General features: G+C 61.5%; 12 protein-coding genes. 8 read left to right on the plus strand and 4 right to left on the minus strand.

Annotated features, from left to right (window positions below; translation table 11 throughout):
• Window positions 1-49: 49 nt before the first annotated feature.
• From V4529_00435 to V4529_00465, 7 genes are all read left to right on the plus strand, one after another.
• Complete coding sequence (locus tag V4529_00435) at window positions 50-1858, plus strand: ABC transporter ATP-binding protein (GenBank protein ID MES2356792.1); 1809 nt, start codon at window positions 50-52, stop codon at window positions 1856-1858.
• A gap of 48 nt (window positions 1859-1906) precedes the next feature.
• Window positions 1907-2698, plus strand: coding sequence for a Stp1/IreP family PP2C-type Ser/Thr phosphatase (locus V4529_00440; GenBank protein MES2356793.1), 792 nt, complete (start codon window positions 1907-1909; stop codon window positions 2696-2698).
• Window positions 2691-2894, plus strand: a complete 204-nt coding sequence (locus V4529_00445; GenBank protein ID MES2356794.1) for a hypothetical protein — start codon at window positions 2691-2693, stop codon at window positions 2892-2894. Before V4529_00440 ends, V4529_00445 begins: the two co-directional genes overlap by 8 nt.
• A 37-nt stretch (window positions 2895-2931) precedes the next feature.
• Entirely contained in the window at window positions 2932-4074 is a 1143-nt protein-coding gene (gene hppD, locus V4529_00450; protein MES2356795.1) for a 4-hydroxyphenylpyruvate dioxygenase, read from the plus strand.
• Window positions 4075-4077: 3 nt separating this feature from the next.
• Window positions 4078-5277 carry a homogentisate 1,2-dioxygenase gene (locus tag V4529_00455; GenBank protein MES2356796.1) on the plus strand — a complete coding sequence of 400 codons (1200 nt, stop codon included), beginning with the start codon at window positions 4078-4080 and terminating at the stop codon, window positions 5275-5277.
• 179 nt (window positions 5278-5456) lie between these two features.
• Window positions 5457-7502 (plus strand): acetoacetate--CoA ligase, encoded by a 2046-nt coding sequence (locus tag V4529_00460; protein ID MES2356797.1) that lies wholly within the window; start codon window positions 5457-5459, stop codon window positions 7500-7502.
• A gap of 46 nt (window positions 7503-7548) precedes the next feature.
• Window positions 7549-8046 carry a hypothetical protein gene (locus V4529_00465; protein MES2356798.1) on the plus strand — a complete coding sequence of 166 codons (498 nt, stop codon included), beginning with the start codon at window positions 7549-7551 and terminating at the stop codon, window positions 8044-8046.
• A 79-nt stretch (window positions 8047-8125) separates the two neighbouring features.
• Here the strand turns inward: V4529_00465 and V4529_00470 are convergent, their stop codons facing one another.
• From V4529_00470 to V4529_00485, 4 genes are all read right to left on the minus strand, one after another.
• Window positions 8126-9025, minus strand: coding sequence for a hypothetical protein (locus tag V4529_00470; protein ID MES2356799.1), 900 nt, complete (start codon window positions 9023-9025; stop codon window positions 8126-8128).
• Between the two features lie 239 nt (window positions 9026-9264).
• Window positions 9265-10485, minus strand: a complete 1221-nt coding sequence (locus tag V4529_00475; protein ID MES2356800.1) for an HD domain-containing protein — start codon at window positions 10483-10485, stop codon at window positions 9265-9267.
• A 55-nt stretch (window positions 10486-10540) separates the two neighbouring features.
• Window positions 10541-12118, minus strand: coding sequence for a phosphoenolpyruvate carboxykinase (ATP) (gene pckA, locus V4529_00480; GenBank protein ID MES2356801.1), 1578 nt, complete (start codon window positions 12116-12118; stop codon window positions 10541-10543).
• A gap of 31 nt (window positions 12119-12149) precedes the next feature.
• Window positions 12150-14423, minus strand: coding sequence for an NADP-dependent malic enzyme (locus V4529_00485; protein MES2356802.1), 2274 nt, complete (start codon window positions 14421-14423; stop codon window positions 12150-12152).
• 280 nt (window positions 14424-14703) lie between these two features.
• Here V4529_00485 and V4529_00490 point away from each other — a divergent pair, with 280 nt between their 5' ends.
• A complete protein-coding gene (locus V4529_00490; protein MES2356803.1) occupies window positions 14704-14967 on the plus strand; it encodes a hypothetical protein in 264 nt (87 codons plus the stop codon).
• Window positions 14968-15040: the final 73 nt, after the last annotated feature.

The raw sequence follows: 15040 nt of genomic DNA on the forward strand, positions 1-15040 counted from the left end.
TCATGGCAACCACCGTACCACAATTGCGCGCGGTTAGATTGAAGGCCGCATGACCGCGCCCGCCCTGTCATTCCACGAAGAAGAGGCGCTCGGCAAAGCTTACGACAGCCGGTTGATGCGGAGGCTCCTGGCCTTCGCAGCGCCGTACCGAGCCCTGATCGCCATCGCGCTGTTCTTCCTCATGATCGAAGGCGCCCTACAGCTCGTAGGGCCGTTTTTGACGCAACGCGTGATCGACGTCGCGATTCCCAGGCACGATTATGCAGCGATAAAGCTCGCAGTCATAGTGTACGGACTGTCGCTCGTTCTGGAGCTTGGAACCTCGTACGGCCAGACCTGGTTCACCGCACTACTGGGCCAGAACGTCATGCGCGACCTCCGGCTGCAGCTTTTCAGTCACCTGCAGCGGCTGCCGATCGCCTTCTTCGACCGAAATCCCGCTGGCCGCCTAATCACGCGCGTGACGTCTGACGTCGAGACGCTGAACGAGCTGTTCACCGCGGGTGTGGTGAGCGGCATGGGCGACCTGTTCACACTGCTCGCAATCAGCATCGCGATGCTCGTGACCGACTGGCGGCTGGCGCTGGCGGCGTTCGGCGTGATTCCCCTCGTCGTTCTCGTCTCGCACGTGTTTCGCGTCAAGGTTCGCGAGGCATATCGCGACATTCGCACTCGCCTGGCCCGAATCAACGCCTTCCTGCAGGAAAGGCTGGTCGGAATGCGAGTCGTTCAACTGTTCGGAAGAGAGCGAGACGAGGCTCGGCGCTTCGATGAGCTGAACAAGAGCCACCTGGATGCACATCTGCGCTCGATCACGGTCTATGCGCTGTACTTCCCGGCGATCGAGATTCTTACGTCGGTAGCGCTGGCAAGTCTCCTGGTCGCGGGCGCCGCGCGCGTCGAGGCTGCGACACTGACGGTCGGAACCGTAGCGGCCTTTCTGCAACTGGTGCGGCGCTTCTTCCAGCCTCTACAGGACCTGTCGGACAAATACAACACTCTCCAGACCGCGATGGCCAGCTCGGAGCGGATTTTTCATCTGCTGGACACGGAGCCATGGGTGGATGTCTCGGGTGACGCGCACCTGGCGCGAGAGCGGCCAAAGACCGTCCTCGTTGAATTCCAGAACGTCTGGTTTGCATATGACCGCCCGCACTCGGCGGCGTCCAGGACGGCCACCGAGCCCGAATGGGTGCTTCGCAACGTCAGCTTCACCGCGCGGCCCGGGCAGACGCTGGCGATAGTGGGGCACACCGGCGCTGGAAAGACGACGATCGTCAGTCTGCTGATGCGATTCTACGATCCGCAGAAGGGGCGGATCCTCGTCAATGGAAGGGACGTGCGCGACATGCCGGTGGAGCAGCTTCGCGAGCTGATCGGCTACGTGCAGCAGGACATCTTCCTGTTCGCCGGGGACGTTGCGTCAAACATCCGTCTGTCGGCGCCGCTCACGGATGCCCAGGTGCAGGCGGCCGCGGAGCAGGTAGGGGCGGACAGAATCATCCGGCGCCTTGCAAATGGCTATCATCAGGTGCTGGGCGAGCGCGGCGCGTCGATAAGCGTGGGCGAGCGCCAGTTGTTATCGTTCGCACGGGCGGTTGCAGCCGATCCGGCCCTGTTGATCCTGGACGAGGCGACGAGCGCTGTCGACAGCGAGGTCGAGGCTGAGATCCAGCAGGCGCTGAGCGTCCTTCTGGCGGGACGGACGACAATCGCCATCGCACACCGGCTCAGTACCATTGTAGACGCGGACGATATTATCGTGATGCACCACGGCGAGGTGGTGGAGCACGGAACACATGACGCACTTCTTGCGCTGGATGGCCTGTACGCACGCCTCTGGCGCTTGCAGATTTAAGAATCACCTTTGAAACGATCACGCTTGTGAGCCTCTAGTGAGCCTCTAGTGCATTTTGCAGTAGCCGCCGGCTCGGACGTCGGACGAGTTCGGAAAGGGAACGAGGACAGCTTCTTTGCGGACGCCAACGAGTATCGCGGCCTTTTCATGGTCGCGGACGGGATGGGCGGGCATGCGGCCGGTGAGGTCGCAAGCCAGATGGCCGTCGAAGTCGTCTCCGTGGACCTGGAGAAGCTGAAGGACCTCGAGAGTGCCGACGCGCTCGAGTTGGTATCGCTTGCGCTGCGCCACGCCAATCGAGCCGTCTTCGAGCGGAGCGCCGCCGAGCGGGACAAGATGGGGATGGGAAGCACCGCATCGGTGCTGGTGCTGGGCGACGAGCGGTTCATCATCGGTCACTTGGGCGACTCCCGGATCTATCTGTTCCGCGATGGCGAGCTGCGCCAGATCACGCACGACCATTCGGTGGTGCAGGAACAGATCGACGCCGGCCTCATCACGCGCGATGCAGCCAAGAACCACAAGCAGAGCAACGTGATAACGCGCTGCGTCGGAATGGGCTGGGACGTTGAGCCCGACATAACCGACGGCGAAGTTCGTCAGGGCGACGTGTTCCTGCTGGCCAGCGACGGTCTCACCGGCATGGTGGACGACTGGCGTTTGCAGCAGCTGCTTGGCTCCCGCGCGACCCCGGACCGCCTTGTGGACGCCATGATCTCGGAAGCAAATGCGCGCGGAGGTGTAGACAACATTACGGTCGTCGTCGTGCGCGTGCACTCGTCGTCTGCCATGGCGACCGGGGCGCATCCGACAAATCCCGGAGCGGGCTCAATTGGTTGAAGAGCCTTTCGAACAACCGTCCGAATCGAAGCAGGATGTTGGCGAGTTGGCGCGACTCTATCTTGGAAATATTCTATACGCGCTCGAGTTGGCCTCTCTCTCGCTGGAAGATCAGGGAAAGGGTCCCGACGCGCAGTTCTATCGCGGCATAGCCCGGAAGCTGGCAGAGGCGCACGGCGCTTCAAGAAAGGGTTGACGCCCGGGATCGGCATGTAACACAACGGAGGTACCAAATGGCAACGGCGACATTACCAGAGCAGGCTGCGACAGGAGACACGTTCCCGATCAACGGAACCGATTACATCGAGTTCTACGTGGGGAATGCGAAGCAGGCGGCCCATTATTACGTGAGTGCATTCGGCTTCCACATGGTTGCGTACCGCGGTCCGGAGACCGGTGTCCGCGACCGGGCGAGCTATCTGCTGCAGCAGGACAAGATCCGTTTCGTTCTCACCACGGCGATTCGTCCCGATCTGAGCGACGACGCCAAGGTCATCGCCGATCACGTCTATCGCCATGGTGACGGCGTACGCGACCTGGCACTCTGGGTGGAGGACGCACGCGACGCTTACGCGAAGGCTGTCGAGCGGGGCGCCGAGTCGGTGCACGAGCCGCGTGTGATGCGTGATGACAACGGCGAGATTGTCATCGCGGCGATCAAGACGTACGGTGAGACGATTCACTCGCTGGTGGAGCGAAAGAACTACAAGGGACTGTTCATGCCGGGCTTCCGTCCGGTGACGCAGGCGTATCAGCCGCCGTCGGTTGGTCTCAAGTACGTGGACCACTGCGTCGGCAACGTCGAGCTCGGCAAGATGAACGTGTGGGTCGATTTCTATGCGACGGTGATGGGTTTTCGCAATCTCCTCACGTTCGACGACAAGATGATCAGCACGGAATACTCGTCGCTGATGTCGAAGGTGATGGCAAACGGCAACGATCGCATCAAGTTCCCGATCAACGAGCCGGCGGCAGGCAAGAAGAAGTCGCAGATCGACGAGTACCTGGACTTCTACAAGGGACCCGGCGTACAGCACATGGCACTTGCGACCGACGACATCATCGGAACCGTGAAGCAGCTGGTCGCTCGCGGAGTTCAGTTCCTCAGCGGTGTGCCTGGCACTTACTACGCCGACCTCAAGGACCGCATCGGCAAGATCGACGAGCCGATCGACGAGCTCGCAAGGCTCGGCATTCTGGTCGATCGGGATCCGGACGGATATCTGCTGCAGATATTCACCAAGCCGGTCGAGGATCGGCCCACGGTGTTCTACGAAATCATTCAGCGCAAGGGAGCCAAGAGCTTCGGCGCTGGCAACTTCAAGGCGCTGTTCGAAGCGATCGAGCGAGAGCAGGAATTGCGCGGGAATACGTAAGCCATGCCTACCTATCACACGTTGGGCGCGATCCCGCGGAAGCGACACATCGCCTTCCGCAAGCCGGACGGCGGGATATACGCGGAAGAGCTGATGGGACACGAAGGGTTCACGGGAACGTCTTCGCTGCTGTATCACGTATACCCGCCGACGACTGTGAAGTCGGTGCGCCGCGTCAAGGAAATGAAGTTCGAGGAAGACAAGGACGTGACGCTTCGTCACCGCCACTTCCTCACGTCGCGCATAAAGAAGGGCGGCAGTCCGACGATGGATCGCATTCCGCTGCTGTTCAATCAGGACGTGGCGATGCTGTACGTCGAGCCGAATGTGGAAGACAAGCACTTCTACAGGAACGCGCAGGCCGACGAGCTGGTGTACGTGAGCAAGGGCAAGGGCGTGCTCGAGTCGATTTTTGGCGAGCTGCCCTTTGGCGAGGGTGACTATCTCGTCATCCATCGCGGCATCATGCACAAGTATCGCTTTGACAAGAAGGCGGAACAGCCCAAGCTTCTCATCATGGAGAGCAGGGGACACATACGCTCGCCAAAGAGGTATCGCAACGAGTTTGGCCAGCTTGTGGAAGGCGCGCCGTATTCGGAGCGCGACATTCGGCGTCCCGTGTTCGTTCCGCCGCACGACGAGATGGGTGACTTTCCGATCTACGTGAAGCAGTACGACGGGATCAACGAGCTGGTTCTGGATCACCATCCGTTCGATGTTGTTGGATGGGACGGATATTTCTATCCGTGGGCGTTCAATATCATGGACTTCGAGCCGATCGTTGGACGTGTGCACCAGCCACCTCCGGTGCACCAGACGTTCCAGGGCGACGGCTTCGTGGTCTGCTCGTTCTGCCCGCGTCCGTATGACTTCCATCCGGAAGCAATACCTGCTCCGTACAACCACTCCAACGTGGACTCGGACGAGGTGTTGTACTATGCGTCGAGCGAATTCATGTCGCGCAAGGGAATCGAGTTCGGCTCGATCACGCATCACCCGGACGGTCTGCCGCATGGACCGCATCCAGGTCGGGCGGAGGCGTCGATCGGTGCCAAGTACACCGACGAGCTTGCGGTGATGATGGACACGTTCCGCCCGCTCAAAGTCGCGAAGCAGGCACTCGACATCGAAGATCCGAACTACCACAAGTCGTGGATCTCGGCGCAGCACGAGCAGACAGCGTTCTCACCGCCGACCTCGTAAGTTTCGTTGCCGGTGGGCGTCGCTGAACCTCGTCAATCCCAGAGGCGTCATTCCCGCGGAAGCGGGAATCCATGTAGTCCTCGTCATTCCCGCGAAAGCGGGAATCCATGTTGTCGATCTCTGGATGCGATGACAGCAGGGAGTCGATCGGCAGCAGATGGATTCCCGCTTTCGCGGGAATGACGAATCTCCGAATCGCCGGCACGGGAATGACGACACCACAAGTGCAGCCAATCTGGCGTCCGTCGCCGGAGCAGGTGCGCGACGCGAACCTTACGCGGTTCATAGCGTCGCTGCGCTCGCGCGGCGAGCTCGCGGCTGGCGAGAGCGGTATCCCGCTGCCGTATGGCGTGCTGCACGAGTGGTCAATCCTCGATCGTGAAGAATTCTGGCGTGCGGTCGCTGATTTCTGCGGGCTGATCGCAGACGGTTTCGATTCGAGCAGGTGCATCGGACTGGATCGCATGGCGCCGCCGGATGCGGAGCTCGGACCGAAATGGTTTGACGGAACGAAGCTCAACTTCGCCGAGAATCTCCTGCGTTTCAGAGACGACCGGCCCGCGATCATATCGTGGAATGAGAAGGGACGGCAGCATCAGCTGACTTTCGCGGAGCTGGGCGGTGAGGTGAGCCGAATCGCGACTGCGTTGCGCGACATGGGTGTCGGAGTGGGTGATCGCGTCGCCGGCTTCCTGCCGAATCTCCCGGAAACGATCATCGCGATGCTCGCGACGACCACACTCGGCGCCGTATGGAGCTCGTGCTCGCCGGACTTCGGAGTGCAGGGAGTGCTGGACAGATTTGGTCAGATCGAGCCCAAGGTTCTGATCTGCGCCGACGGCTACCGTTACGCCGGGAAGGAGATCGACTGTCTCGAGCGCGTGCGTGAGATCGCATCTCGGATTCCTTCGATTACCAACGTCATCATCGTTCCATACCTCAACGATCGTGTGGACGCCGCGACGGTTCCGCGTGCAGTGCGGTGGGATTCGTTGCGACGCATCGGACGGTCGCCCGCATTCGAGAGATTGCCGTTCGATCATCCCGTGTACGTGATGTACTCGTCCGGAACGACGGGACTTCCAAAGTGCATGGTGCACGGAGCCGGTGGGACGTTGTTGCAGCATCTCAAGGAGCTGGTGCTGCACACCAATCTTACGCGTGATGACAGGATGTTCTACTTCACCACTTGTGGGTGGATGATGTGGAACTGGATGCTGAGTTCGCTCGCCGTCGGCGCGACGGTCGTGCTGTATGACGGTGCTCCGCTGCAGCCGCGAGTGGATATCCTTTGGGATCTCATAGAGCGTGAGCGCGTGACGGTGTTCGGAACGAGCGCGAAGTATCTCGCGCTGGCGGAGAAGGCGGATCTGGTCCCGAAGACGAGCCACAACATCGCGTCGCTGCGTACGATTCTTTCCACCGGAAGTCCGCTCGCGGATCACAGCTACGATTACGTGTATCGGCAAGTCGGCAGCGAGGTGCATCTCGCCAGCATCAGCGGCGGCACCGACATCATCTCATGCTTCGCCCTCGGCAATCCGACTGCGCCAGTGTATCGCGGCGAGCTCCAGTGCCGCGGACTCGGAATGGCGGTCGACGTGTTCGACGCTGCCGGCAACGGCATCGCGGGATCGCCAGGCGAGCTGGTGTGCACGCGACCGTTCCCGAGCATGCCCGTGGGATTCTGGAATGATGCGGACGGCGCCAAGTATCGCGCGGCGTACTTCGACTTCTACGAGCACGCATGGCGTCATGGCGACTGGGCCGAGCTCACCGAACATGATGGGATGATCATCTACGGGCGCAGCGACGCTACTTTGAATCCGGGCGGAGTACGGATAGGAACGGCTGAGATATATCGCCAGGTCGAACAGCTTCCCGAAGTAATCGAGAGCGTTGCGGTGGGCCAGGAGATCGGCAACGGTGCGCACGGAGACGTTCGCATCGTGCTGTTCGTGCGGTTGCGGGAGGGATTGAGTCTGTCGGACGATCTCGTGACGCGGATCAAGACGCAGATACGGAGCAACGCTACGCCGCTGCACGTGCCGAAGGTAGTGATTCAGATCGACGACATACCGCGAACAGTAAGCGGGAAGATCAGCGAGATTGCGGTCCGCGAGGTGATTCACGGACGGCCGGTGAAGAACGTCGAGGCGCTCGCGAATCCGGGGGCGTTGGAGCTTTTCCGCGACCTCTCGGAGCTGATCCTGAGGGAATCGTAGGCGTCTCCCAGTTGCGATTCCGCCGCTCCGTCGCGAGGTTACCCGGATGCCAATTTTCATCGCCTTGTTCGCCTCCGCCACGATGGCCGTCGCGAGCCCGTCTCCGGTCAAGCAGCCGGCGATGCAGAGTGCCCCAGTTGCCGCCGCCGACACGGAGCCAGCCTGGCACGCGGTACGCGCCGATACGATCGGCGATCTGCTCTTCACCACCGAGACGCTGAACGGCCGCGTCCGCTTCGTAGCTGGTGGCCGCACTGGTGCCACCGCCGTCACGACCTCGGACTTCACCCCTGACTCGGTCCGCACCTGGACCGCTTCCGCGGCTGAGCTTGCTTCCAGCGCAACACCCAAGATGGGCGAGATGCGCGGCCTTGGCCTCGCTCTCACCCTCAATGTCACCACGACGACAACCGGCGAGACGGCATTCGGATTCTATGTCGGCGACGCGGTCAGCGATCAGCAGATCGCGCTGGCGCTGACAAAGGACAAGGTCATGCAGCTGACGTCCGACGTGAACAAGGCACTGGATGCGATAGGACACTGACACAACCGTTACAACTGCAGCAAGAAGGGCGCAGATCTCACTTGATCTGCGCCCTTCTTGCTTCTATCCATCCGCGCCGCTACTGCTTGGTAACCTTGTGCGTGTCGAGGTTGAGCGTGTAGGCGGTGCCGTTGATGGTCATCGGCACGTTCGCCGTTCCGTTGAAGGTCACCACCACCTGTCGCGTCGTCGTGTGCGTCGTGGTGTCACTCGCCTCGCGAGTCCGTACCACGGTGTAGTTCTTCACGAACGTCCCGCTCAGCGGATACGGGTTGATGTCGCGCGGCTGCCGGAACTTGATCGCGGACGCCGTATCGGTCGATGTGAAGGTGTAGTCCTTCGTTATCTGGCCCGTGCGAGTGGAGTGGACTGAACCGGTGCCGCTGCCATTCCAGGTGTGCACCGTATCGCCGAGGAGAGTGGAGACGGTCCGGTTGTGCAACCGGTATGTGGTGTCGGAGAATGTATTCTGGTTCGCGCTGAAGCTCGTCTGACCGGTATCGGCGACGATGAAGTTGATCGATGCAGTCGTGGACTTGTTATACGCAGACTGTGTTGTGCCATTCGCGTCGAACAATGCGTAGCTGACGGTATACGTCTGAGTCCCGCGCTTCATCGGCGGGCAGTTGAATCGTCCGGTCGCAGCATTGAATACGCACGACGGACTGATCCATGCCGCCGATCCGCCCGACGGGGGCGCGTTGACTATGGGGGAAACGCCCGCGCCCGCGATCGTTGCGCCGGGTGCGTTCACGGAGAACGACGCGCCAGATCCGGTGAGATCGGCGCCGGACATGAATGAATAATCAGTCGCGATATCTTCACCCGCGCTAGGCGCCAGGTCCGGCGTTACCGCCGCCTCGAATGATGCCGAGGATGATGGCGACGATGCGCCCGGTGCAGTCGAGTCGCTGCACGCGACGCCCGCGGCTATCACTAGCGCCGCTGTCAGCGTTGATAACAGGGAACGTGTTTTCATCGTATAAGCTCCGTGCCACGAGGGCCAAGTTCACAATCCGCGCACTGAACGGTGTCTTGCGCGCCGTCGGCGTTTACCGACTTCGCCATCTATGACGCCAAGTCTCGTCGGTGCGTTAAGAGCTCTGCGATGATAGCGCATTAAGGAAGCGCTAACGTTTATGGCGGTGGGGCTTGCGATACTGCGGCGGCGCCAAATAGTTGACTAAGTCAACTAATTTTCCAGCTGCCGTATAGGACTCAGGAAGCCGCGATGGTCCGCATTATCTCATCCGCTGAGGCTTCCAGCCGACGCGCGGTGAACACGCGCAGCCAGCGCGCGGAGCGATACAGTTCTTCCGACAGTCGCGGGAGATTTATCGCGCCAGAGATTCCGCGATTGGTGAGTGTCTCGACGGTCGCATCGCGTCGCAATACTGCTATGTCCAGCCCCAGCATCTGCGTCTTCTCGGGGTAGTCCAGCAACAGCTCGCCGCTCTTCAAACCGAGCATCGAGCCCAGCGCGTTCTCCGCGGCACGAGTGCGCTTGCGGTCGTTGCCGATCCAGTCGCCGAATCCGTCGTCGAGTTCGGATGCGGGCCATTCAGCCACGCGCTTGAAGAGATGGCGCGAGCGAAGCGCGGCCAGCAGTGGCGACGGTGCACGATCCTGCAAAAAGTAGAGCAGTCCCTCATCTGTAAAGCTGACGAGCTTCTCCTGTGTCAGTGTTCCGCTATCGCACGCGTCTTCCACCACACGCTTGTACATCGCCGTAGCGCTGCGCACTGCATGGTGCCAGTACACGTTGCGGTACATCTGGTACTTCGCGAACAGCAGCGATTCCAGCGCGGACAGTCCCTTCTCGGCGACGCCGACAGTCTGGAGTCCCGTGACTGGATCGCCGACGAGCACCATCGAGTTGATCAGCCGGTCCACATCGATCTCGCCGTATGCGACTCCGCACATGTGTGCATCGCGCTTCAAGTATTCGATCTTGTCGAGATCGAGCGATCCGGACACCAGTCCCTGAAGCGGGGAATCCGCCTCGCCCCGGATCAGCGCGATGATTCGCTCGGGGGCGTTCTCTCCGATCCGGGAGCGAAGAATCGACGCCACGGGGCCGGTCGTCACGAGCGCAGTCGCCACCTCCTCGTGATTGGTCGCGCCAATCTCTTCCAGAGCGTGGGAGAAGGGGTAGTGGCCGACGTCATGCAGCAGCGCCGCAATCGTAGTCACGGTGCACTCTTCTTCGGGTACGTCGGCGATTCCGCGCTCGCGCAGCAGGCCGATCGCAATCCGGCACAGGTGATATGCGCCGAGCGCATGCTCGAAGCGCGTGTGAGTCGCGCCGGGATATACGAAATACGCGAGCCCCAACTGCCGGACGTAACGAAGGCGCTGGAATACCGGTGTGTCCACCAGTTCCAGCGCCAACGAGTCGACGCGAATGTTGTTCCAGATGGGGTCGCGGATGATTTCCATGACCCGAAAGCTAACGCCGCCGGCGGTGCACGGTGTTAGCCAGGCCGAGCGTTCGTTATCCCTTTGGTCCGGCGGCCTTGATCGCCTCCGAGGTGCCCTTGAACTGCGCGAAGTTATCGCGGAACATGCCGGCGAGCTTGCGTGCCTGCTTGTCGTACGCGTCCTTATCCTCCCACGTACCGCGCGCGTTCAGGATCTCCTTGGGGACTTCCGGCACCGACTGCGGTACATTGAGGCCGAAGATCGGATCGGTCGTGGTCGGAACCTTGTCGAGCGCACCGCTCAGCAAGGCGTTGACCATGGCTCGCGTGTAGCTCAGCTTCATGCGCTTGCCGACGCCGTACGGGCCGCCGCTCCAGCCGGTGTTGAGGAGCCAGACGTTCGAGCCGTGCTCGCGCAGCAGCTCGCCGAGCATGTCCGCGTATTTCGCTGCTGGCCAGACCAGGAACACCGCGCCGAATGCAGCGCTGAAGGTCGCCTGCGGCTCGGTCACACCGCGCTCGGTGCCTGCGACCTTGGCGGTGTAGCCGGACAGGAAGTAGTACATCGCCTGTTCTGGGGTGAGCTTGGAGATTGGCGGCAGCACGCCGAATGCGTCGGCGGTAAGCAGGACTACGTTCTTTGGATGTCCACCGCGCCCGCTCGGCACGTGGTTCGGGATGTACGTGAGCGGATAGGAAGCGCGTGTGTTCTCCGTGATCGACTGATCGGCGAACTTGATGCGCTTCTGATCGTCGAGTACGACGTTCTCGAGGATGGTGCCGAACATCTGCGTGGTGCGGTAGATGTCAGGCTCGGTGTCCGGCGACAGATTGATCACTTTGGCGTAGCATCCGCCCTCGAAATTGAACACGCCCTCTTTGGACCAGCCGTGCTCGTCGTCACCGATGAGGTCGCGCGATGGATCGGCGGAAAGCGTCGTCTTACCCGTTCCCGAGAGTCCGAAGAAAAGTGCGGTATCGCCGGCCTTGCCGATGTTCGCCGAGCAGTGCATGGAGAGGACGCCCTGCTTGGGGAGCATGTAGTTCATCACCGTGAACATCGCCTTCTTGAGCTCGCCGGCGTAGCGTGTTCCGCCGATGAGGATCATGCGCTTGGCGAGGTTCAGTACTACGAAGGTGCCGGTACGTGTACCGTGCTTCGCAGGATCGGCCTGCATCTCGGGCGCGTGAAGCACCGTGAAGTTGGGCGCGAAGGTTTCGAGCGTCTTGCGATCGGGACGAATGAACATGTTCCGCACGAATGCCATCTGCCATGCATTTGGCGAGACGTAGCGAACCGAGAGCTGGTAGTTGGGATCTGCTCCGCAATACAGATCCTGAACGAAGAGCTCCGGCTGCTTGTCGAGGTACGCCTGGACGTCCGCAAGGAGAGCGGTGAAGTGCGCGGGATCCATCTTGCGATTCACATCGCCCCAATCGACATCGCCGTCAGTGGAAGGGTTGCTGACCAGGAACTTGTCCTTGGGTGAGCGGCCGGTGTGCGGTGCGGTGACGGCGGCGTACGGTCCCATGTCGGCGAACTGGCCTTCCTGACGCCGAGCAGCTGCGTCGAAGAGCTCCGGTGGCACCATGTTGAAATGAACAGTGCCGGTGGGTGCGAGGCCCTGATCCTTGAGTGAATTTGCGGACATCTATGTTCTCTTCAATTGAATGTGAATGTGGTCACAGCTCCGGCTCGAGCCGGTCGCGTTGTTCACGCTGCTGCGCGTCGATCACGGCCACCGCAGCCATGTTGACGATCTCCTGGAGGTCGGCGCCCTGTTCGAGTACGTGAACCGCGCGATCCATTCCCACCAGAATGGGGCCGATCGCGGTGGCGCCTCCGAGATGATTAAGGAGCTTGTAGGCAATGTTGCCGGCGCTGAGATCCGGAAATATCAGCACGTTCGCCGGCTCTGTCAGCGTGCTGAACGGGTACGTCGAGCGAAGGAGATCTTCATCCACCGCCGTATTGGCCTGCATCTCACCATCTACGATAAGGTCGGGATGACGCTCGCGCAGAATGGCGACGGCATCGCTGACCTTGCGCGCGTCCGGATGGCGGACGGAGCCGAAGTTGGAAAATGACAACATGGCGACGCGCGGCTCGATTCCGAGCGTGCGCACTACGCGCGCCGCAGCGTACGCGATCTGTGCCAGCTGATCCGATGTCGGGTTGATGTTCACGGTCGTATCGGCGCAGAACACAACCTGCTTTTCGAATACGAGCATGTACATGCCACTGACGAGGCCGGCCTTGGGATGCGCTCCAATCACTTCCAGCGCGGGGCGGATCGTCTCGGGGTAGTGCATGTTGACTCCGGCCAGCAGGGCGTCGGCGTCGCCGCACGCCACCATGCACATGCCGAAGTAGTTCGAGTTGTACAGCTGGTGATGCGCTTCGCCGAGGCTCAGGCCCTTGCGCTGGCGCCGCTTCCAGAGATACGCGGCGTACTTGTCGCGTAGTGGCGAAGTGGCTGGATCTTCGAGTCGTATGTCGGCAATGTTGATGCCGTTACGACGCGCGATGTCCTCGATGTCGCGCGGGTTTCCGATCAGGATCGGTTCACCGATCCCCTCGTCGAGCACCTGCTGTGCGGCACGTATAATCTTCGGCTCATAACCTTCGGTGAAGACGACGCGCTTGGGGTCGCGCTGTGCGCGATTGATCAGGCCTCGCACGAGTCCGCGAGCGCGGCCGAGCCTTCCTTCCAGCTGATCGCGGTATTCGTCGAGGTCGATGAACTCGTTGGTTGCGCCACTCGCAACCGCTGCCCACGCCACGGCGGGAGCTACCCACAGCAGAACGCGCGGATCGAACGGGAATGGAATCAGGTAATCCGCGCCGAAATGAACCGAGTGCAAGCCGTAGAGACGTGCCACGCTCTCGGGTACGTCTTCCTTTGCGAGGTGCGCGAGCGCGCGAGTCGCGGCCATCTTCATCACTTCGTTCACTTCCGTTGCGCGCACGTCCAGCGCACCGCGGAAGATGAACGGGAAGCCGAGAACGTTGTTGACCTGATTTGGATAGTCGCTGCGTCCCGTCGCGATGATTGCATCGGAGCGCACTGAGCGGACCTCGTCCGGAAGAATCTCCGGCATCGGATTGGCCAGCGCGAATATGATCGGGCGCGGAGCCATGCGGGAAACCATCTCGCCACTCACGGCGCCCGCAACGGAAAGGCCAACGAAGACGTCGGCATCGACCAGCGCGTCAGTCAACGTTCGCGCGTCGGTCTCATTCGCGAAGCGCGCCTTGTACGGATCCATCCCGCCGGGCCGGCCGGCGTAGATGACTCCTTCGCGGTCGCACATCAGGATATTTTCGCGCAGCACGCCGAGTCGGACGTAATGCTCGGCGGTGGAAATTGCGGCGGCGCCGGCGCCGGAGAAGACCACGCGCACGGTGGAGATCGGTTTTTCGGCTATCTCCAGTGCATTGAGCAATGCGGCACCGGAGATGATGGCGGTGCCGTGCTGGTCGTCGTGGAAGACCGGGATCTTCATGGTCTTCCGGAGCGTCTCTTCTATGTAGAAGCAGTCGGGCGACCGGATGTCTTCCAGATTGATGCCGCCGACCGTGGGCTCGAGCAGCTGACAGAAGCGGATGATGTCATCCGGATCTTCCGAGCCGACTTCGAGGTCGAAGACGTCGATGTCCGCGAACTGCTTGAAGAGATTACCCTTGCCCTCCATCACCGGCTTGCCGGCGAGGGCGCCAATGTTGCCGAGGCCAAGGACCGCGGTGCCGTTGGTTACTACGGCGACGAGGTTGCCGCGCGCAGTGTAGCGCCAGGCATCCTCGGGATTCTTGGCGATTTGCAGGCACGGCTCAGCGACCCCTGGCGTGTAGGCCAGGGAGAGGTCTCGCTGGTTGTTTAGCGGCTTGGTAGGTACAACGGCAATCTTGCCGGGCCGGCCCGAGCTGTGATATTCGAGAGCGTCTTGTCTTTTCATCTAAGGCTTCCAAAGATCGCACTCCGGGGGGTCGTGGCGCCACCCTGCGGCCATTTTGCGCTCCGCGACGGCGGCCGGCGCCCGGGGGGGCGAGATCCCGCCGTGGCGCATCCGGAGTGGGCGGCGTGCCGTAGCGTTTTGCCCACTGGTGCGTAATACGTGTGCTGGTATACGATTAGACCGGATGCTCAGACCGACCCAAAGCGTACGACGTGGTAGCGGCCGGTGGGGATGGCGGCTGGCAGCTGTGCTGGCCATTCTTGCCCAATGCTGGATAGCGGTGGCTCCTCTCTCCGAGAGCCGCGGCTTTGGGCTGTCCGCGCACGTCGAGGCGGCGGGAAACCATCGGGGTCACTTCACGCACGACGCTGCGTCGTGTGCCGCGTGCTCGGTGCTGTCGCTCCACGCGTTGAGCTCGCATCCGGCCGCGGTCCCCGTGCCGCCAGGCCAGCCCGTCTTCAGGCCGGTCACTACCGCTGAAGGGTGGATCGAAGCACTTCAGCTCAAATCGACCCAGCCCAGGGCGCCTCCCGCGTCTGTGTAGTCCACGTCCGGTAGTCCGGGTGCATTTCCGCGCCCGTGCGCATGCCGGCGTGTCAACACAACGAGAGAGATCG

This window comes from Gemmatimonadota bacterium, from assembly GCA_040388625.1.
Classification (GTDB): Bacteria; Gemmatimonadota; Gemmatimonadetes; order Gemmatimonadales; family Gemmatimonadaceae; genus Fen-1247.